The organism is Gallintestinimicrobium sp., from assembly GCF_046968865.1.
GTDB classification, from domain to species: domain Bacteria; phylum Bacillota; class Clostridia; order Lachnospirales; family Lachnospiraceae; genus Gallintestinimicrobium; species Gallintestinimicrobium propionicum.
Window position 1 is genome coordinate 67,817 of record NZ_JBKVPW010000002.1, and the last position, 18,217, is coordinate 86,033.

26 protein-coding genes are annotated in these 18,217 nt (G+C 47.0%); 24 read left to right on the forward strand and 2 right to left on the reverse strand.

From position 1 onward, the window contains the following. Genes ACLTOQ_RS02080 through ACLTOQ_RS02155 form a run of 16 tightly spaced genes read left to right on the forward strand, consistent with a single transcriptional unit; the run spans position 1 to position 11,965 of the window. Positions 1-243, forward strand: a complete 243-nt coding sequence (locus ACLTOQ_RS02080) for a Rho termination factor N-terminal domain-containing protein (RefSeq protein ID WP_262585494.1) — start codon at positions 1-3, stop codon at positions 241-243. Beyond that, positions 243-566: a phage head-tail connector protein gene (locus tag ACLTOQ_RS02085; RefSeq protein WP_412318616.1), complete on the forward strand. Its 324-nt coding sequence runs from the start codon at positions 243-245 to the stop codon at positions 564-566. Before ACLTOQ_RS02080 ends, ACLTOQ_RS02085 begins: the two co-directional genes overlap by 1 nt. Beyond that, positions 538-924, forward strand: coding sequence for a hypothetical protein (locus ACLTOQ_RS02090; RefSeq protein ID WP_262585496.1), 387 nt, complete (start codon positions 538-540; stop codon positions 922-924). Before ACLTOQ_RS02085 ends, ACLTOQ_RS02090 begins: the two co-directional genes overlap by 29 nt. Continuing rightward, positions 914-1,438 carry an HK97-gp10 family putative phage morphogenesis protein gene (locus ACLTOQ_RS02095; protein ID WP_412318752.1) on the forward strand — a complete coding sequence of 175 codons (525 nt, stop codon included), beginning with the start codon at positions 914-916 and terminating at the stop codon, positions 1,436-1,438. The genes ACLTOQ_RS02090 and ACLTOQ_RS02095 overlap by 11 nt, the downstream gene beginning before the upstream one ends. Continuing rightward, complete coding sequence (locus ACLTOQ_RS02100) at positions 1,435-1,803, forward strand: hypothetical protein (RefSeq protein ID WP_262585497.1); 369 nt, start codon at positions 1,435-1,437, stop codon at positions 1,801-1,803. The genes ACLTOQ_RS02095 and ACLTOQ_RS02100 overlap by 4 nt, the downstream gene beginning before the upstream one ends. Before the next feature lie 14 nt (positions 1,804-1,817). Further along, a complete protein-coding gene (locus ACLTOQ_RS02105) occupies positions 1,818-2,231 on the forward strand; it encodes a phage tail protein (protein ID WP_262585498.1) in 414 nt (137 codons plus the stop codon). A gap of 15 nt (positions 2,232-2,246) precedes the next feature. Further along, complete coding sequence (locus ACLTOQ_RS02110; protein WP_412318617.1) at positions 2,247-2,720, forward strand: DUF6096 family protein; 474 nt, start codon at positions 2,247-2,249, stop codon at positions 2,718-2,720. 38 nt (positions 2,721-2,758) lie between these two features. Continuing rightward, positions 2,759-3,100, forward strand: coding sequence for a hypothetical protein (locus ACLTOQ_RS02115; RefSeq protein WP_412318618.1), 342 nt, complete (start codon positions 2,759-2,761; stop codon positions 3,098-3,100). Next, positions 3,100-6,609 (forward strand): hypothetical protein, encoded by a 3,510-nt coding sequence (locus ACLTOQ_RS02120; protein WP_412318620.1) that lies wholly within the window; start codon positions 3,100-3,102, stop codon positions 6,607-6,609. The genes ACLTOQ_RS02115 and ACLTOQ_RS02120 overlap by 1 nt, the downstream gene beginning before the upstream one ends. Positions 6,610-6,654: 45 nt before the next feature. Next, positions 6,655-7,029 (forward strand): hypothetical protein, encoded by a 375-nt coding sequence (locus tag ACLTOQ_RS02125; RefSeq protein ID WP_262585502.1) that lies wholly within the window; start codon positions 6,655-6,657, stop codon positions 7,027-7,029. Positions 7,030-7,065: 36 nt separating this feature from the next. Then, positions 7,066-9,258, forward strand: a complete 2,193-nt coding sequence (locus tag ACLTOQ_RS02130) for a hypothetical protein (protein ID WP_262585503.1) — start codon at positions 7,066-7,068, stop codon at positions 9,256-9,258. Further along, positions 9,246-9,653, forward strand: a complete 408-nt coding sequence (locus ACLTOQ_RS02135; protein WP_262585504.1) for a hypothetical protein — start codon at positions 9,246-9,248, stop codon at positions 9,651-9,653. Before ACLTOQ_RS02130 ends, ACLTOQ_RS02135 begins: the two co-directional genes overlap by 13 nt. Then, a complete protein-coding gene (locus ACLTOQ_RS02140; RefSeq protein ID WP_262585505.1) occupies positions 9,654-10,541 on the forward strand; it encodes an Ig-like domain-containing protein in 888 nt (295 codons plus the stop codon). 10 nt (positions 10,542-10,551) lie between these two features. Next, entirely contained in the window at positions 10,552-11,082 is a 531-nt protein-coding gene (locus ACLTOQ_RS02145; RefSeq protein ID WP_412318622.1) for a PF13754 domain-containing protein, read from the forward strand. A gap of 12 nt (positions 11,083-11,094) precedes the next feature. Next, positions 11,095-11,250 (forward strand): hypothetical protein, encoded by a 156-nt coding sequence (locus ACLTOQ_RS02150; RefSeq protein ID WP_262585507.1) that lies wholly within the window; start codon positions 11,095-11,097, stop codon positions 11,248-11,250. 1 nt (position 11,251) lies between these two features. Further along, positions 11,252-11,965 carry a hypothetical protein gene (locus ACLTOQ_RS02155; RefSeq protein ID WP_412318623.1) on the forward strand — a complete coding sequence of 238 codons (714 nt, stop codon included), beginning with the start codon at positions 11,252-11,254 and terminating at the stop codon, positions 11,963-11,965. Between the two features lie 173 nt (positions 11,966-12,138). Here ACLTOQ_RS02155 and ACLTOQ_RS02160 read toward each other — a convergent pair whose 3' ends face one another. Further along, positions 12,139-12,459, reverse strand: a complete 321-nt coding sequence (locus ACLTOQ_RS02160; protein ID WP_412318624.1) for a hypothetical protein — start codon at positions 12,457-12,459, stop codon at positions 12,139-12,141. 69 nt (positions 12,460-12,528) lie between these two features. On the opposite strand from ACLTOQ_RS02160, the gene ACLTOQ_RS02165 reads away from it, so the two are divergent. The 4 genes from ACLTOQ_RS02165 to xerA are packed head-to-tail and all read left to right on the forward strand — an operon-like array spanning position 12,529 to position 14,854. Further along, positions 12,529-13,410: a hypothetical protein gene (locus ACLTOQ_RS02165; RefSeq protein ID WP_412318626.1), complete on the forward strand. Its 882-nt coding sequence runs from the start codon at positions 12,529-12,531 to the stop codon at positions 13,408-13,410. A gap of 2 nt (positions 13,411-13,412) precedes the next feature. Continuing rightward, a complete protein-coding gene (locus ACLTOQ_RS02170) occupies positions 13,413-13,820 on the forward strand; it encodes a putative ABC transporter permease (RefSeq protein ID WP_317258838.1) in 408 nt (135 codons plus the stop codon). 38 nt (positions 13,821-13,858) lie between these two features. Next, positions 13,859-14,023: a hypothetical protein gene (locus ACLTOQ_RS02175; RefSeq protein WP_412318628.1), complete on the forward strand. Its 165-nt coding sequence runs from the start codon at positions 13,859-13,861 to the stop codon at positions 14,021-14,023. A gap of 6 nt (positions 14,024-14,029) precedes the next feature. Further along, positions 14,030-14,854 carry a site-specific tyrosine recombinase/integron integrase gene (gene xerA / locus ACLTOQ_RS02180; protein ID WP_412318629.1) on the forward strand — a complete coding sequence of 275 codons (825 nt, stop codon included), beginning with the start codon at positions 14,030-14,032 and terminating at the stop codon, positions 14,852-14,854. A 518-nt stretch (positions 14,855-15,372) separates the two neighbouring features. Here the strand turns inward: xerA and ACLTOQ_RS02185 are convergent. Continuing rightward, positions 15,373-15,996, reverse strand: coding sequence for a hypothetical protein (locus ACLTOQ_RS02185; protein ID WP_412318631.1), 624 nt, complete (start codon positions 15,994-15,996; stop codon positions 15,373-15,375). Between the two features lie 101 nt (positions 15,997-16,097). Here ACLTOQ_RS02185 and ACLTOQ_RS02190 point away from each other — a divergent pair, with 101 nt between their 5' ends. The 4 genes from ACLTOQ_RS02190 to ACLTOQ_RS02205 all read left to right on the forward strand — a co-directional run bounded on the left by ACLTOQ_RS02190 (position 16,098) and on the right by ACLTOQ_RS02205 (position 18,029). Further along, entirely contained in the window at positions 16,098-16,589 is a 492-nt protein-coding gene (locus ACLTOQ_RS02190) for a phage holin family protein (RefSeq protein WP_262585515.1), read from the forward strand. 81 nt (positions 16,590-16,670) lie between these two features. After that, complete coding sequence (locus ACLTOQ_RS02195) at positions 16,671-16,988, forward strand: DUF4406 domain-containing protein (RefSeq protein WP_337427539.1); 318 nt, start codon at positions 16,671-16,673, stop codon at positions 16,986-16,988. Positions 16,989-16,992: 4 nt separating this feature from the next. Then, a complete protein-coding gene (locus ACLTOQ_RS02200; RefSeq protein ID WP_337427538.1) occupies positions 16,993-17,253 on the forward strand; it encodes a DUF6275 family protein in 261 nt (86 codons plus the stop codon). Positions 17,254-17,258: 5 nt separating this feature from the next. Further along, entirely contained in the window at positions 17,259-18,029 is a 771-nt protein-coding gene (locus tag ACLTOQ_RS02205; RefSeq protein ID WP_262585518.1) for a GH25 family lysozyme, read from the forward strand. Positions 18,030-18,217: the final 188 nt, after the last annotated feature.

The window sequence follows — 18,217 nt, forward strand, 5'->3', positions numbered from 1 at the left end:
ATGCGGCTGATCTTTAAAAATGTGGAGCGGGAAACCGATGATCCTGCAAGAATCCGGAAACTGAAAGCGGAAGGATACGAGGAAATGGACCCTGTACCGCAGGAAGAAAGCGAAGAGCAGACGGAAGCGCTGGAAGAAATGAGTGTTTCCGCGTTGCGTGCGCTGGCAAAAAGGAAAGGGCTGGATGGAACCTCTGGACTGAATAAAGAGGAACTTCTGGCAGTATTAAAGGATGTGATCTGATGGACAACATCGAAAAACTGCAGGTTCTTACCGGAGAAAAGGACGGCGTTATTTTGACCGTACTGCTGGAGGATGCAGAACAGTTTGTCCTGTCCTACACGAACAGAACACGGATGATCCCGCAGCTTGATAATACCGTCCGTGAACTGGCGCTGATTGCATATAACCGGCTCGGGACAGAAGGTGAGAGCAGCCGGAGCGCATCCGGCGAATCCTACAGCTTCGATAATGCACCGAAGCAAATATATGACATCCTGAACCGGTACAGGCTGGCAAGAGTAGGAGGACGGGTCTATGAGACTGAGACGGAACAGACTGATTGAATGCAATCACAGGCGTGCGATTCCGGTAAAAGATAAGGAGGGCGTGACCACGATCGAATATGGCACGCCGTCTTCTTTTTTTGCGGAAATGTGGGCAGGTGGCGGAAAGCTGCAGGCGGAACGTTACGGAATCCGTTTGCCGAACATCCGGAATTTACGCCTTGATGGAGACTATCGGGAGATTATGGAGAACGGAGAAGTACGGTACGAGTTTGATGACGGCTTCTCCGTGTCCGTGAACGACGGTATCTGTATTTATTCCGCGCCGGATCAGGAACCGGATTATAAAGTCGTGGCGGTTTATCCTTATGGACATCTTGTGTTGGAGGTGGAACGCAGATTTGAAGGTGGAATTTGAGGATCTGAGCAGGCAGATGTCTGAGTTATCCAGGCTTCCAGCCGGGTTGCGTGGAAGCATCGGTAGACAGATTGCACTTGTGCAGGCTTCAGCAAAAGAGGAAGCACCGGTAAGGCGTTTTGGAAGCGGCGGCGGTGAGCTGCGGCAGAGCATCCTGACACAAATGGAAATATACTCTGATCGGATGGTTGCGATCTGCTACACCAACAAAGAGTATGCGCCATATGTGGAGTTTGGTACGGGTCCAAACGGAGAAGCCCACCACGCCGGAATATCTCCTGATGTGCATCCGGTGTACAAACAGCGCGGTTGGGTGATACCGGCGGATGCAATGTCCGTGGAAGCGGCGCAGTCCTATGGCTTTGGAATTGCCAGAGACGGCGACAAGGTAATCGGATATTACACCAGAGGGCAGGCAGCGCGCCCGTTTATGTACCCGGCGTTGAAAAACAACGAGGGCGAGATTATCCGGCACCTGTCCGCCGATCTGAGAAAAGAGGTAAGGAAACTGTGAAAAATGTAAAAGACGAAGTGTTTGCGGCGCTGCAGGCGGTGTGCGACAACGTGTCAGATGTATACCCGACATCTTGGGTGGATCTTCCGGCGATCCAGTACACCGAAGAGGAAAACAGGGTATATGAGCGTACCGCAAACAAGGAAGATAAAGCATCTGTTCGTTACCGGATTGATATCTGGAATAGCGGGAGCACATCGGGGATGGCGCAGGCTGTAGATGCTGCCATTGCCGCGCTTGGGCTGGTGCGAACCGGCTGCAGCGATGTCCCGGATCCATCCGGCATGCGACATAAACAGATGCGTTATGAAGGTATCATTGACATGGATTCCGATATTGTGTATTGGAACGGTAACAATTATTAAAGGAGGAATGTGAAATGCTGGCAAATGGAGCAGCTTTAGGCTACAAAGAAACCAAAGAGGGAGCAAGCTATACAGACCTTGCAGGATTAAAGGAAATCCCTGAAATTGGTTCTGATCCTGAAAAAGTAGAAAACACTACCTTAAAGGACAAGGTAAAACAGTATGAAATGGGCATCGGTGATCCGGGCGATATGGTCTATAAGTTCAAGTACGACAACAGCTCGGCGGAAAGCTCTTACCGCAAATTCCGCGAAATGGAAGCATCGAAGAAAACCTATTATTTTGAGGAAACTGATCCGGATGGAACGAAAATTGAGTTTGCGGCACAGCCCTCTGTGAAAAGAACAGGCGGCGGCGTCAACGGCGTTATTGAGTTTGATGTAACGATGGCACTGCAGAGCGAACTTACATTCACCGATCCGGCGTAAAGGAGGGCAACATAAATGGACTTTTTTGGAAATACAACACCTGGTTCGCAGATGCCTATGCAGAATGAAACTTATCAGCCTACAGAAAATGCTGCGGTGCAGGAAGAAAAGAAAGCGCCGCAGAGAAATCCTTTTGCAATCTGGGAGGTCGGTGGAGAGACTTACAGGTTAAAGCTGCAGACTGCAGGTGTCAAAGAGCTGGAAGCGAAATATAAAGGCTCCATCATGGAGCTGATGTCGTTCAAGGGTGGGATGCCACCGCTGACCGTTATGTTGGATGTTGCACACACGGCGATGAAGCCGTGGACGCATAAGGTATCTGCAAAGGATATGGAGTCCCTGTATGACAAATACGAGCAGGAAGGCGGCGACCTGCTGAGCTTCTTTACCAACGTATACCTGGATGTATTCCTGGTGAGCGGTTTTTTATCGAAATCGGTGGCAGCGGAAATGTCCGAGTCACTGGCGGAAATGCGCAAAGAACTGTAAGCGAGTTACTGGACGAGTTGTATCCGAAGTTTCTGGACATGGGATACAGCCCGTCTTTTTTCTGGGAATGCAGTCTTGCTGAGGTAGTTGATCTGTTCGATTCCTATCGCAGACGCGAAGATCGACGGCAGAAAGAAAAAGACGAAGCATTTAAGGTGCGGGCTTTGAGCCTTCAGGTATTAGCGTTGCAGATCAGGGATGCGGTGTGGGGAGAAAAAGACAGCGATTTCCGTACAGTACAACATTTTTACCCTACATTATTCCCGGAAACAGAAAAAGTAGATCGAGAATTGATAAAACGAAACGAAAGAATGCGCAGATTTGCGGAGGAGCATAACCGACTCTGGCAGCAGGCGCACAGCGGAAAGGAGGAAAGCTGATGTCAGGGACGACACTGGAACGCCTGCAGGTAATTATCGAGGCGAGTGCAACCAAATACAAAAAAGAAATGGATGCAGTTGCTCAGAAAACCCAGAAAGCAGAAGCGATCGTTGACCGCTGTATGTCCCGCGTGAACAGCATCGTCGGGAAGGCGAACACGGGGAACGCTGGGAAGACAGTAGACAACCTTACCGCGAAGTTAAAGCGGCAGCAGGAAGCGGTCGACCAGCAGGGCTTTAAAATCGACAACCTGCGGCGGAAGCTGCTTGATTTACAGTCTGGAAACGCCAGAAATGCAACCATTGCAAATCTGGAAGCGCAGTTGAAGGCGGCAGAAAAAGAGTTTGCAGCGGTAGACAAACAGATGCAGCCGCTACTGGATAAGCTCTCTGATTTACGAGATCAGGAGGCTATGGGGCTTACCCCATATGGATTACAGGAAGTCGAAAAACAAATTGACGCCCTGAATCCGGAATACGATGAACTGGAAGATAAGGTACTGTCTTTACAGAATCGTCTCGAAACTGCCCGGATGAATCCGGAAAGCACCGCAGAAGTGCAAAAGCTGAACGGGGAACTGCAGCTTGCCAACGAGAAGTTGGAACGACTGACCGGCGAGGCAGCACAGACGCAGGAACAGCTGGATGCTGCCGGAAAAGCGACTGAAAAAGGCAACGGCTTCGAAAAATGGCGGAACGGGTTGCAGAAAGTATCTGGGTTGTTGTCCAGAGTGGATGCAAAAATCAGCGGAATTATCGGCGGATTTACCAAGACCAAACGCCGGATTGATAGCTGCAGTGCAAGTACGGGAAACTTATCCAGGCATGTGAGCAGGATCACGAATCTGCTTCGGTTTTCCATCCTGTCGCGGGCATTTTCTGGCGTGTTTAGCGGATTGGGAAGTGGATTTCAAAATCTTGCACAGTACAGCAACGAAGCCAACGTGGCGTTATCCGGTTTGTGGTCTGCATTGGGGCAGTTGCAAAATGCGGTCGCAGCGGCAGCAGCACCTTTGCTGGAAGCGCTTGCCCCGGCTCTGATTAAGATCATCGAACTTGCAACGATGGCGGTAACGGCGATCGGACAGCTGTTCGCAGCACTGACCGGAAAAGGCACTGTCATAAAGGCAACGAATGCCTATAAAGACTATGCAGCGAGCCTGAAAAAGACGGGTGCAGCTGCGAAAGATGCCACACTCGGAATCGACGAGCTGAATGTGATCCAGAAGCAATCTGGTTCTGGAGCATCCGGCGGGCTGAATCCGGGCGACATGTTCGAAGAAGTTCCAATCGAAAACAAGTACAAAGACATGGCGGGCAAGATCAAAGATTTCTTTTCGAAATTATTTGCACCTCTGAAAGAAGCATGGAACCGGGAAGGTCAGTTCGTAATGGATTCCTGGAAGTATGCGTTGGATGAGGTCAAAAAGCTGGTGCAGGACATCGGACGAGATTTTCTGACGATGTGGAACCAGGAAGCCACAATCGCCATGTTTGCGGATATCCTGCATATTATCGGGGATATCGGTCTGGTGGTCGGAAATCTGGCGAAAAATTTCCGCGAAGCGTGGAACGCAAACAACGCAGGACTGAGAACGCTGGAAAACATCCGCGATATTTTTGCGGTAATTATTTACAATATCCGGCAGGCTGCAGACGCTACCGTGGAATGGTCGGCAGGCTTGAACTTTAAGCCATTGATGGAGATGATCGCACAGTACACAAAGTCTTTGATTCCCGTGTTTGGCGCATTGTCCGGTGTGATATCGGATTTCTATGTGCAGGTGCTTTTGCCGCTGGGGGAATGGACGATTGAAAAAGGGCTGCCTGATCTTCTTCGGATCCTGAAAGAATTTAACGATAAAGTAAACTGGGCGCAAATCCGGCAAAATTTATCTGATTTCTGGGATCGACTGGAACCATTTGCAGAAACAGTTGGCGAAGGACTGCTGATCTTTCTGGAAAAGCTGTCCAACCTGACAGCGAATTTTCTGAATAGCGAAACACTGAACAATTTTCTGGACCATCTGGCGGACTGGATGGATAAAATCCAGCCGGAAGACGTTGCGAGAGGAATCGAAAATCTTGCGAAAGCATTTATTGCATTTAAGGCATCTGTGCTTGCTTTTAAGGTAGGTTCTGCTGCGTACAATGCAATCAAATTCTTACAGGGAACCTTGCCTGTGCTAAAAGGGCTCGGTTGGATTACGCTGGGCATTACCGTAACCATGATCGGTGTGGAAGCATACGAGAACTGGAAAAAAGATATTGAGTACATTCAAGAAAACGGCTGGAAAGCATTCCATTCAAAGAATCGGCAGGAACGTGCAAACAGTCCTTGGGCGATTTACGGGCATGACTCGACCGGAGTTGGAAACATTCAGGGCGAGAACGACGCTTATAATCCGTATGAAAATGCTGATTTTAGCTGGGTCGAAGAGTGGAAAAATAAGTTTCTGGAATGGCAGGCGAACAACCGCGCAAGCCGGGAAGCGGATCAGGCAGAGTGGGATCAATGGTTTAATGATCTTGGCGATAAATTCTCGAACTGGTATGAAAGCGAAGTTGCACCGTGGTTCACAGAAGAAAAGTGGACAGAGCTTTTTACAAATGTGAAGACCAGTTTTGAAACCAAATGGGCTGAAATTGTGGACTGGTGGCAAAACACAGCAATTTATACATGGTGGGAAGAAAACGTAACACCGTGGTTCTCCGAAGAAAAATGGTCGGAATTGTTGGAAAACATCAGAATAAGTTTTGAGACCAAGTGGGATGAACTTGTAGACTGGTGGTCGAATACCGCTATCGTTACATGGTGGGACGAACATGTAAAACCTTGGTTTGACACTGAAAAATGGAAGATGATGCTGGAAAACATAAAAACGTCTTTCAAAAAGAAATGGGACGAAACTGTTCTGCAGTGGAAAACGGACATCCAGAAATGGTGGGACGAGCATGTTGCACCGTGGTTTACAAAAGAACGTTGGCAAAAGCTCGGGGAAAACCTGAAAAATGGAATTTACGAGGGCTTTAAGGGACTTGCAAACAAGGTAGTTGATGTACTGAACAATGTAATTTCTTCGCTGGAAAGCATGTTGAATACTGCGCTGGATGGCATAAATGATTTGCTGTCTAAGTTAAACGAATCCCCGCTTGGAAAGATGCTTGACTTTGATTTTCAGGTCAGAAACGTTTCTTTTGGTCGCATTCCGAGATTTGAAGATGGCGGTTTTCCGGATCGAGGCAGCCTGTTTATTGCAAACGAAGCGGGACCCGAAATGGTTGGGCGCATCGGAAGAAGACCGGCGGTCGCAAACAGCGATCAAATTGTCGATGGTATTACGGCGGGCGTTGCAAACGGTAACGAAGTATTGGCAGAACTGCTGGTGCGGGTGATCGAACTGCTGGAAAAGATCAACGATCGGGACCCTGAAATTGTCTTTGATACCGCAGAGGGCATTAAAGCCATGCGGGAAAGAGAAGCAAGAAACGGGGTTGTATTCACATAACGGGGCGCGAAAGCGTCCCGCTTTTTGAAAGTAGGTGAGTAATTTGTGGCATACATCTATGTAGACGGAGAGGAATTTCCTTACCCGGAAAGAGGACTGAACGTAATTGTCACAACTCCTGTAAACTCTGCCAGGGACACAAAGGCGGAGGTTGTCGGGCAGCGAATCAGCCGAGATCAGTATAAAATCAATAATTTGAAGTGGCCCATGCTGTCGGCAGAACAGTGGTCGTTTATCTTAAAAAAGTTCCGCGAAGGCTTTGGTGTGCCGGTAACCTTTCCGGATCCCATCACACAGGACTGGATAACCTTAAAGATGTATCCGGGGGATCGCAGCGCGGAGCCGTACTGGATCGATGATGAGGACAAACCGACACGATACCGGAACTGCAAAGTGAATATTATTGATTGCGGGGTGTGAGGAATGCAGCATGTATCAAAAGAATATAAGACCTCCATGAAACAGATATGGCGGAATATCGGCTATATAAAGGTATATCTCGGGATCATAAACGAAGATGCACAAAAGCTTGTATCTGCGCAGGATATTCGGAATAATTTCGTATATTTTGCGGATGCGAATAAACCGTTCGATTCCTACCCGGTAGACCATATTTATGCCACCGCTGAACAGGATTTCGCAAAGACGGACGGCAGCATGTACTTTCTGCCGGAATCACCGACCGCTGATTTTTTTAATCAGGGCATCGTGACGCAGGATTTATCTGGGACCTTATATGTAGTGTTTGAGCATGAGGGACTGGATATTAAAGGGCTTACGATAGACTTCGGAGAATGCTATCCGGTTGATTTTACAGTCACAAACGATCATGGGACGCATGCGTACACTGGAAATGAGAAAAGTCGATGGGTAACCGAAGATGTATTTTACGGGACAACGTATCTGATCATTACGCCTACCAAAATGGTCAACGGCGCTGGGCGGCTGCGTGTAAAAGAATTTATCTGCGGGATTGCGAATGTGTATACGGACAAGGAAGTGCAAGCGTTTACTTATAAGGACGTTGTATCCCCGATTTCGGAAAAACTTCCGTCGCAGGACATGACTGTGACGATCGGGAATCTGGATCGTTATTACAACGCGGACAACCCAGAAAGTGCTGTGCGGTTTCTGGAAACCGGGCAGGAGATTCGGGCGTATTTTGGATATGATGTAAATAACGACGGCAAAATCGAATGGCTCGACCCGTTTAACGGATACCTTAAAAAATGGTCGGCGGACGATCAAAAGGCAAAGTTCACGGCGACAGACCGATTTGACAATATGACCGGGAAATACCACAAGGGCACTTATCACCCGAACGGGATTAGCCTGTACGCGCTGGCAGAGGACGTGCTCACGGATGCAGAAGTAGACCCGCGAGAATATTTTATCGACCCGTATTTGAAAAAGGTAACGGTTCAAAATCCAATCCCCATTGTAAAACATACAGAAGCGCTGCAGATGATCGCAAATGCGGGACGTTGCATTATGACGCAAGACCGGAGGAAAAAGATAACCCTCCGGTCTTCCTTTTTGCCTGATGTGAATGCAAATTCGGAGAATCAAACGGCGTTCAGCCGGGTGGAGAATATCCTCATGGACGATCCTGTAGACGCGTATGCAATGGGAAGCAGAGACTTTTCTACGACGGACGGCAGCATGTACTTCCTGCCGGAGAATACAGAATATCTTTCGATCGGGTATGTGAGCGATTCTGTAGCTGGTGCAGACGGCACTTTTGACCCACCGCCGAAAATAGATGTTGTGCTGGAAGCTGGGTATACCTGCTATGGGCTGCAGCTGAATTTTAGGTCAGTCGCACCACAGGAGGTTGTTGTGCGAACCTTTTACAACGGCGAAACGGTAGATGTTTATACCGTGGTAACCCCTGACCTGAATGCAGTGCTGGACGAAGAGCTGCAGCTTTTTGACCGGATGGAAATTACTTTTACGAAGTCTATTCCGGGTAGCCGTGTGACGCTGGACAAGCTGCAGCTCGGAAACGTTACGGATTATGTCCTGGATGACAGGGAGCTACTGGGAAATACGCCGATTGGAACGGTGGACACCAGATTAAAAGCGTTGACCATAAAGAAATGGGTTTACGCAGAGACGGAGACAGTGGAAGACCTGAGTAGCGGTGACATCATCGTGGATGCGGACGGGCAGGAGCTGGAAATCACCATGAATGATCCGGCATACGGCTATGCGGTTGAGCTGGATCAGGAGGAAATCAGCTGCGAAATTGCAGAAAGCTATAGCTATTATGTAAAGTTACGGTTTTCAGGCGTGAGCCAGTCTACGACCGTGAAATACACCCTGAAAGGGCATAAATACACGGTCTATGAAGGAAATTACAGGGTGCAGCACGATACGATTGGGGCAGAAAAAGAATGGAAAAACCAGCTTGTTAGCACCGACTTGCACGCTGCTGATCTGGAAGAGTGGATCGCGGGATATTACCGGAACAACCTGCAGTATGAATTTAAGTACCGCGGTGACCCGCGTGTAGACGCAAACGATCTGTTTTATCTGCAGCGGGAGAATCTGGACACTGCGCTGATCCGCGCACATGAAGTACAGCTTACTTATAAAGGAAGCTGGGAAGGGAAAATGAAAGCCAGGAGGAACAAATGGGCTGGATAGAACCGAAAACGGACTGGGACCCGACAAAAGACAGACTGAACCCGGAATCCTACAATCGTATCCGGAACAATCTGGCAGTGCTGGGAGAACTGGTGAATGAGATTTACGCCCCGCTTACGCTGGAAAGCATGGGCGAAGAAAAGAACTATTCCAGCTGGTATTATGCACGGGAATTTAATGTGTTTGAACGAAACCTCGATGCAATAAACCAGACATCCTATAACAAAGTTATAGGGACAACAAAAACATTTTTTGACAATGGACCATTTATCGACAGCAGCGAACTGAACAGAATCGAATCTGCAACGTTGCGACTATATGAAATTGGTCAGAACCATAAAAAAACATTACCACGCCTGAGTGTACGCTTGGGCAGTTTGAAAGGAGTTAAATAAATGGGAGTAAAACAGGTAAAAGCCGTCATTAACGGCGTAACAACAGTCCTTACGCTGAACAGTTCGACAGGAAAGTATGAGGCGACGATCACAGCCCCGGCAAAATCCAGTTATAAGCAGACAGGACATTATTATCCGGTGTCTGTAACCGCGGAGGACTTGGCTGGAAATACAACCACGGTGAATGATAAACACAGCACGCTTGGATCAAATCTGCGCCTGACCGTAAAAGAAAAGGTTGCGCCGATCATTGCGATTACATCACCTACATCCGGTGAGCTTACTGCAAACAACAAGCCCACAATTACGTTTAACGTAACAGATGAAGATTCCGGTGTGGCAGCAAGTACTGTGAAACTGTACATCGACGACAAGGAAGTTACAGGACTTACCAATTCGGCAATTTCAAACGGTTATACCTTTACCTATACTGTTACAACAGCCCTTGTCGATGGAGCACATACTGTAAAAGTAACCGCATCCGATAATGACGGTAACGCAGCAGGTGCAAAGACCCTGACCTTTAACGTGCTGGCTACAGCTCCGAACCTTGCGATCACCAGCCCTGCAGAAGGCGCTTACTTCAAGGCGAAGACCGTAAGCTTCGCAGGTACTACAAACGGCGCGAAGCTGACCGTAAAGGTGGGCAACGGAACTGCACAGAATGTAACAATTGCGGACGGCAAATTCTCCGGAACTTTCGATCTGGCAGCGGAAGGCAAGAACGTTGTCACGTTTGTGTCCACAAGCGCATCCGGCGTTACCACAACGATTACCAGAAACCTGTATCTGGATACAGTCGCACCTGCTATTTCTGCGGTTACAATTACTCCGAACCCCGTAGATGCAGGCAAGACCTATATCATTTCCGTATCCGTAACGGACTAAGGAAAATGATATGGTCGTAAAGCTGACAGGAAAAGTAAACGGCGAGACTATCATTTTTGAACGCAAAGCGGGAGGATTGTGGGTAACTGCAATCCCCCGCGTAAAAAGCGGTGCCTACGCTGTGGAGCTGACAGCAGTCGATGAAGCGGGAAATGAGACGTTTTGTACAAAATATATCCTGACAGTTGACCTCGGCGCGCTTGCGGTAAAACTGGAACCGTTCCCGTACAGCGTGCAGCTGTTGCAAAGTAGTTTCCGAGAGGGCATGCGCATGACGGCGACATTTGATTATGGAGAAAGCAAGCATATCCGGCTGCTTGTAGTCTCGCGAAAAAAGGAAGATTTTGACATATCGAGCGCGTCGTATGTCCTTACGAAGGATGGCGCAAACGATCCGGAAGACAGCGGCAATGTGGTTATTGATGAACATGTTTTAGATGCACTTATAGCGCCAATGCAAAAAGGACGGTATAAGCTGACTATTACATATCACATTACAAATGAGACATTTGTAGAGGAAGTGCATATTGCTGTATTGTAAGGAGGTGTGTCTGTGGGAATCGCAATCACAAAAGTTACTGTGTCGAAAAATCCTGTTGGCACATCGGAAAAGTTCCTGATCACGGTGACAGTGAAAGAACTTACCAGCGAGCCGACGATGTACCGGCTCCCTTACACGTTGGGAAAGGAAAAAGGAGGACTGAAATAAAATGGCAAAACAGGTACTGCCTACGAACTTTATGGATGATATTCTGAATGAATCCATGAACGGGAAAAGAAGATGGATCATTACGCAGAACGATGATGGTACATACACATTTGAGGATGCGACCACCTACGACCAGCTTGGAAATACTTTCGGGCAGGCACAGGTGAACGAGATGAATAAAGCGATCAACGAGAGCGTCGATCAAGCGCGGGTGATTGATGATTACAAAACGCTGGCGGCAGTAAACCAGAACGGTTTCGTGCCAGGCGCGAAACCAGTTGCTCAGTTAATTAGTGATTTGGGCGCTGCCCCGGAATTTGTAATTGATAAAAGTACGGGTAAAATTACGGGATATAAGACAAAGGCTGGTGCGGATACAGTATTCCCTTTTAGTAGTACCCCGTTGTTAAACATGAAATTTTCTCAAATGCCGACAACGAATTACTATACGAGTACCAATCTTGTATTTGAAAATCCGGGTTATAACCGTCTAAAAGTGACGGATTGCAATGCAAACTATTGGTGGGTATATAATTCTCCGCGGTTCGATGTTAATAATTGGGGGAATGAACTGGAGACAAAATATCAAATCGGCGATAGAAATGATACCGTGTTTGATATAACAAATGTTAAATATGTATTAATTCACACCAAGCAGTCTCAAAATAATAATAGTGGATTTGGCGGATGTAAATTTAACTTGTACAATGAATAAGTCAAAATATGTGCTTATGCCACACCTCAAATAATTATGTATCGCTATAAATCAGACGTATTTCCTGTTTATACTAAAGATGTGGTAACTATTAACTACTTGCCTTTCAAGTCTGGTGTAGGAAACAAAACCACGAGAGTTGTAATAGCTTATTTTTGACATAACCACGATGCTTATCTAGCATATATTGTCGTTGCAGATCCAGTGTAATTTGTCCCTCCAACATAACAAGCCAGCAACCTGCAAGACGTTTTTGAGATTTCCCATTCGCACTCTGCTCCAGTTCCAGTGGTATATCCGCCGTTGCACACATGTATTTTGTCTTCATTCAATACAATTACTGGAATTTTAACTGTATAAAACAATTTTGCATTTCCGGAGCAGGTTGTAACAAGACAAATTTCTTCATATTGCGAAAAGTCAAAAGTTTTCTGCGCAGTTCCGGACAATGTGCCGATCTGTTCCCAGACAGAATGCTCTTTTACAACTTTCAAATCACTACTTAATGAAGTAACCCGTAAACGAACCCAGTAGGGTTCTTTTTGCTATGAAAGGAAAATGATATGGCATATATTAAATTCCGAAATTCAAAAGACTTTGTAAAATGCCTCATCGAACCGAAAGGAAATATTGTTTCGCTTGCCTTTCCTCTTGGCGAAGCTATATCCACAAATACAAGCGGCTTTGACACTTATCTGGATGACAAAGGGGAATTACTTATCGGAGAATATGGCGCATATACTACGGTATATCGAAATTGTCCGGAAAAAAACGGCTATGAACTGTCGAACGATGGAAGTGTGTACACGGAGCCGGAGAAGATTATTTCTTTCCGGGCGGAAGCAGGCGGAAGTTTAGACGGCGAGACAGATCAAGTGGTGCAGGATTATGCGGATTTGGATATACCTACACCGAAACCGGAACAGAATTATGTATTCGTGGGATGGGTTCCGGAAATCCCGGAATCCGGAGCGGTAAAGGAGAGCACTGTGTATCATGCGACTTTTGAATATGTACCTACATTAGAGGAAGTACAGGAGGCGAAAGTGACAGAAATGAATACGCTGCAGCAGAGCATTATTGCAAGCGGGCTGGATGTTACTCTTAGCGACGGAACAACCGAACACTTTACGCTTACCGGGCAGGATCAGACCAGCTTGATGGGGTTGCAGACGCAGGTAGCAGCCGGCGCAGAAAATATCCCTTGGCACACCAGTGATGAAAAGGAACACTGCAAATTTTACAGCAATGCGGATATGCTTCTGATTGTAACCGCGGCTATGGAATTTGTGACATGGCATGTGACTTATTTCCGCGATCTAAGAATTTACATCCGCAGTATCGAAGATAAAGTTGCTGTGGCGGCGATCCAGTACGGAACTGACATTCCGGAGCAGTACCAGAGTGCGCCGCTGAAAGCGATGCTTGCGGCTCAGAATACATGAGAATGGTAAGACCGCTAATCTTGTGGATGATCGGCGGTCTGATCTATACGCTTCTGGAAATTGTAACCCGCGGTCGTAGCCACTGGACAATGTTTATTGTTGGTGGATTATGCTTTTACCTGATTGGACTTATAAACGAGGTTATTCCGTGGGAAATGGCTTTCTGGAAACAGTGCATTATCGGGAGCTTTGTGGTTACCGGGATCGAATTTGTTTCCGGTTGTATCGTAAACTTGTGGCTTGGCTGGAATGTCTGGGACTATTCCCATCTGCCACTCAATCTTTTGGGGCAGATATGTTTGCCGTTTTCGCTGTTGTGGGTACTTGTTTCAGGTATGGCTGTGATTTTGGACGATTACCTTAGATATTGGCTGTTCAAGGAAGAAAAGCCACATTACAGGCTGTTTTAGAAGCTACGTTCTGCTATTCTTGTGGCAGGAGGTGCGCCATGAAAGAACAAATCGTAATGGATATTTTGCGGGAAATGACGGCGATTTTGACGCAGGAACAGTTAATGAGGCTGAAAGAGGTTGTGCGTGTGCAACTGTGCGGATACGACATTCGCAAGAAAGAAACCACTCTGATGCGAACGGATCAGAACTGGTTAAATTAGCTGCAAATGTATCTGGATGGTTTCCGACAAAACGGGAAGTCCACGGGAACGATAGAGCAGTACAATTTGCATTTAAGCCGAATGCTCTCGTATGTTGCAAAGAATGTGCAAGATATAGAGGACGACGACCTGATTTCGTACATGTACAAGTATCGTGCGTTACGCAAGGTATCGAACAGATATCTGGACAATATGCGCCTGGTATTTAACAGCTTTTTCCGATGGCTGCAGCGTCGCAAAGTAATCTTTCGTAATCCGGTGGACGGGCTGGAACCGATTAAGTATAAGCAGGATGTTAAAAAGCCGTTGTCTCCGGAAGAGCTGGAAAAGGTGCGCTGTGCCTGTGAGCAAGAGCGCGATCTGGCCATAGTCGAATTTTTATATTCAAGTGCGGTCAGGGTGTCAGAATTATGCCAGCTGAATCGGGACGATATTTGCTGGGAGTCTGATGACGTCATGGTATTGGGAAAAGGCAATAAAGAGCGGGAGGTGTATCTTAACGCTCGGGCACATTTGCACCTGAAGCAGTATCTGGAAAGTAGGACAGATGGCAATCCGGCCTTGTTTGTAGGAACGCGCGCACCGCACGAACGCCTGACAAAATCCGGAGTCAGAAATATCCTAAAAAAGATCGGGAGTGCAGCGGGGGTAAGCAAAGTGCATCCGCACAGGTTCCGGCGGACATCGGCAACAGATCTGCTCCGCATGGGCATGCCGATCGAGCAGGTGCAAGAGCTTTTGGGGCATGTCAAAATCGAGACGACGCGAATCTATTGTACAGTAACAAAGGAACAGGTACGGGCATCACATCGTCGCTTTATGGCAACATGATGTGAGCACATCATATGGATTTTTTGAGACCGCCGCAAGACGGTCTAAGAGAGGTTGTAGGTGTAAGTTGCACCGGTGCAACGGTGGCAGGGGCGGGCGAGAGTATTAAGTAGTGATTTGGGTGGTCTGTCTTTTGGACAAGACGCGGATGGCAACTGGGGATACAAAGCGGGAGGTGCGGATACAGTAACCCCTTTTAAAGGTGATCCGGACTTTGATTACGAACACGGAATTTCGATTCCGTATGTTGTAGCTGCTGGAAACCCGAACGTTTTACATTATTATACAATGACCGCGGAAGATGCGGCTTACTCTTATCTTGCACTATTCGCGGTTACGGCTGGTAGCGTGGTATCGATCGAACTTAGCGGGGTTAGTGGCCCATCCATTGTATGTAATAAGCCGGGTGGAAGCTATTCTTTCGCGCTAATCGCGAACCCTGTTTTGAACGGAAAAGTTAATTTTAGGCACGGAGGAACTGGTGACGGACATGTTTACAAACTTATGATTAAGTAATATTAGCGATACCAGACTCTTACAATCTCCGATCCATACGCATTTCCGCTATTGTTTGAGGTGCTAAAGGTGATTGTTACGGATTCTGTTGTATATGTCACGTTAAGAGCGTTCCATCCTTCCCACCCTCTTGATACAAGACCAGCGCAAACAATCTCTCCAGCATCAGGGATATCAGCCAATAAAATATTTTTGGTGGCAGTTCCAGATGCAATCGTGAAATCGATTGATTTAAGAAAAGAAGACGGTGCTGGTATTGCCCTGTTGTTAATATAATAAACTTTGACATAAAGACCTTTTAAACCATTAACGGATGTCATTACAAGTTCGGAGTTGCTATGTTTTACATAGGAAACACCGATACCGGCGTTTAATTGGTTCGTTCCTCCATTGTACACTTCAATGAAGAAATCTTTTCCATGAACCATAGATCCAAAATTAGGAATTTCAGATACTTTTGTAAAATGATATCCGTGATGCCATTGTCCAAATTCGTGTTCTTTAAAGTCTACTCCGCCACAGTCAAGAACCGAATACTCTGGCGTTTCACCCAATTTTTTTCGCACTGCATCAGCACCTACAATGTAAAAATCGACTCCGTCCTGCTCCAGAGAGCAGCCGCCCAAATCACTACTTAGTTGAGCAAGGAATAAAAAAACTATGTTAATAAGATCCGCAAGGGTCTTAATTTTTTACCCTCCAAAACGAGGGAGAAAGTGAGGAACACATGAAACAGGTATACATTGTAATTCAAGGGACGGTAGCAGCGTTTATTGCATGGCTGTCGGCAAAAATGGGCATTTTGCTCCCAGTCATGGGCGTGCTGATGGGAATGATGGTTATGGATTACATCACAGGGATGCTGGCCAGCAAGAGGGAGGCCCTTGACCATCCGGATGACCCGACGTATGGATGGTGTTCCCGGCGCGGTGCGGAGGGCATCATCAAAAAAGTAGGCTACCTGTGCGTGATTGCTGTGGCGATGGTTGTTGATTATCTGATTCTCAGAGTGGCAGCGGAGGCAGGATTTGAAGTAGCGACAAAGGCATTTTTTGGACTGTTGGTAGCAGTATGGTACGTCCTTAACGAATTATTATCCATAATCGAAAATGCAGGACGCATGGGAGCACCAGTGCCGGAATGGCTGATGAAATATGTCTCTGTGTTGAAGAATAAGATTGATTCTCAGGGCGATGGAACGGAAGAAAGGATACAGTGATCCGATAATCTCCCACGCAGGGTTAAGCGTGATTCTGGGGCGGCTTCGGTCGCCCTATAAAAATAATAAGGAGAGCAGAGCATGAAAAAACTTTTTATTTCACAGCCGATGAAAGGCAAAACAGATGAGGAAATTTTAAAAGAGAGGGAAAAGGCAATCGCCAGCGCAAAGAGAAATTTTGTAGAAGACGAAGAAATAGAGGTTATTGATTCGTTTTTCCAGAGCGCGCCTGCGGATGCGAGACCTTTGTGGTTTTTGGGAAAATCTTTGGAATTGCTTTCGACTGCGGACATTGTGTATTTTGCAAAAGGATGGGAAAACGCAAGAGGCTGCCGCATTGAAAATACCTGTGCCATTGAGTATGGGATTGATGTGATCGAAGATTATACGGAGGACTAAGAGTATGGGAAGCAAAGAGTTTTTAGAAAAAAGTAAACAGGTTGTAGTGGATTATTTCAACAGCCACGCGGACAAAACTGACCAGAAACAGATTACAGGGGATGACGTATTCGTGGTTTGGTACTGCAAGACGCTTCAGAACCACAAGGCACTGCTGAGCACAAATGTTTCTGACGGTATGTATTATGAGATCACCCATAACGGTGACAAGCAGGAAACCTATGTGGACGCTTACAAAAAATGGGAGAATTTTGTGGTGAGGTAATGCTTATGTGGAAAGGAATTGACGTATCAGATAACCAGGGCACGATCAACTGGGCACAGATCCCCGAGGACGTAGATTTTGCGGTCTTGCGTAGTGTGCGCCGATCAGGCAAGGCAGACCATCAGTTTGCTACAAATCTGGAGGGATGTCGGAAGCACAATATACCTGTGTCTGTATATAAGTATACCTACGCAGCTACACAGGACGCAGCGCGACAGGAAGCACAGCAGGTCGTGGAACTGTTGAGGTCACATCATCTGACCGGTATGGTCTGGTGGGATGTAGAGGACAAGGACGTGCTGCGGCCGCTGGGTGCTGCAAAGCTGACGGAGTGTATCCGTGCGGCGCAGGAGGTTATCACGGCAGCAGGGTACGGTTTTGGACTGTATGTTGGGTTGTATGTGTATAAGGAGCGCTGGTTTGACTTTAATGCGTTTGCCGGGACGCGGTTGTGGATAGCACGTTATTATCGCGGCTATCGTACAATGCGGTTTGATGATGAGCCGGATCAGAAATACAAGCCTGATGTTGACGGTGATATATCTGGGTGGCAGTACACGAGTTGCGGCGAGATCCCGGGCATCAAAGGCGATGTAGACCTTGACATAGCCTATGAGGATCCGATGCTGTGGTCGCAGCCTGCGGTGGAGCCGGGCGTGATCTATACAGTATCGGTGGCAGATGTTTGGACACGCGAGCAGGCGGAGATTCTCCGGCAGCAGTTTGAAGCAATGGGAATTAACGGGATTATTCATGAAGTGAGAATAGTGGAGTAACGGAGGGACCGGGCACTTGAGGGGTGTTCCGGTCTTTTTTTGTGCCTTAAATCATGGCAATATCTACTTTTGAACGAAATATAAATGAAAATAAAAAATGCGAAAAGAGCAAGAAATAATAGAAAACTCGTGTTGCATTTCGTGTTGCATGGGGATACAAAATAATATAAAAAAGCATATATAAATAC

Coding starts and splice junctions, on each gene's coding strand:
- ACLTOQ_RS02145 (WP_412318622.1), top strand. CDS start 10,552: ATGGTCGTAAAGCTGACAGGAAAAGTAAACGGCGAGACTATCATTTTT.
- xerA (WP_412318629.1), top strand. CDS start 14,030: ATGTATCTGGATGGTTTCCGACAAAACGGGAAGTCCACGGGAACGATA.
- ACLTOQ_RS02155 (WP_412318623.1), top strand. CDS start 11,252: ATGGCAAAACAGGTACTGCCTACGAACTTTATGGATGATATTCTGAAT.
- ACLTOQ_RS02170 (WP_317258838.1), top strand. CDS start 13,413: ATGGTAAGACCGCTAATCTTGTGGATGATCGGCGGTCTGATCTATACG.
- ACLTOQ_RS02130 (WP_262585503.1), top strand. CDS start 7,066: ATGAAACAGATATGGCGGAATATCGGCTATATAAAGGTATATCTCGGG.
- ACLTOQ_RS02080 (WP_262585494.1), top strand. CDS start 1: ATGCGGCTGATCTTTAAAAATGTGGAGCGGGAAACCGATGATCCTGCA.
- ACLTOQ_RS02195 (WP_337427539.1), top strand. CDS start 16,671: ATGAAAAAACTTTTTATTTCACAGCCGATGAAAGGCAAAACAGATGAG.
- ACLTOQ_RS02200 (WP_337427538.1), top strand. CDS start 16,993: ATGGGAAGCAAAGAGTTTTTAGAAAAAAGTAAACAGGTTGTAGTGGAT.
- ACLTOQ_RS02140 (WP_262585505.1), top strand. CDS start 9,654: ATGGGAGTAAAACAGGTAAAAGCCGTCATTAACGGCGTAACAACAGTC.
- ACLTOQ_RS02105 (WP_262585498.1), top strand. CDS start 1,818: ATGCTGGCAAATGGAGCAGCTTTAGGCTACAAAGAAACCAAAGAGGGA.
- ACLTOQ_RS02175 (WP_412318628.1), top strand. CDS start 13,859: ATGAAAGAACAAATCGTAATGGATATTTTGCGGGAAATGACGGCGATT.
- ACLTOQ_RS02115 (WP_412318618.1), top strand. CDS start 2,759: ATGGGATACAGCCCGTCTTTTTTCTGGGAATGCAGTCTTGCTGAGGTA.
- ACLTOQ_RS02110 (WP_412318617.1), top strand. CDS start 2,247: ATGGACTTTTTTGGAAATACAACACCTGGTTCGCAGATGCCTATGCAG.
- ACLTOQ_RS02090 (WP_262585496.1), top strand. CDS start 538: ATGAGACTGAGACGGAACAGACTGATTGAATGCAATCACAGGCGTGCG.
- ACLTOQ_RS02120 (WP_412318620.1), top strand. CDS start 3,100: ATGTCAGGGACGACACTGGAACGCCTGCAGGTAATTATCGAGGCGAGT.
- ACLTOQ_RS02190 (WP_262585515.1), top strand. CDS start 16,098: ATGAAACAGGTATACATTGTAATTCAAGGGACGGTAGCAGCGTTTATT.
- ACLTOQ_RS02085 (WP_412318616.1), top strand. CDS start 243: ATGGACAACATCGAAAAACTGCAGGTTCTTACCGGAGAAAAGGACGGC.
- ACLTOQ_RS02165 (WP_412318626.1), top strand. CDS start 12,529: ATGGCATATATTAAATTCCGAAATTCAAAAGACTTTGTAAAATGCCTC.
- ACLTOQ_RS02205 (WP_262585518.1), top strand. CDS start 17,259: ATGTGGAAAGGAATTGACGTATCAGATAACCAGGGCACGATCAACTGG.
- ACLTOQ_RS02135 (WP_262585504.1), top strand. CDS start 9,246: ATGGGCTGGATAGAACCGAAAACGGACTGGGACCCGACAAAAGACAGA.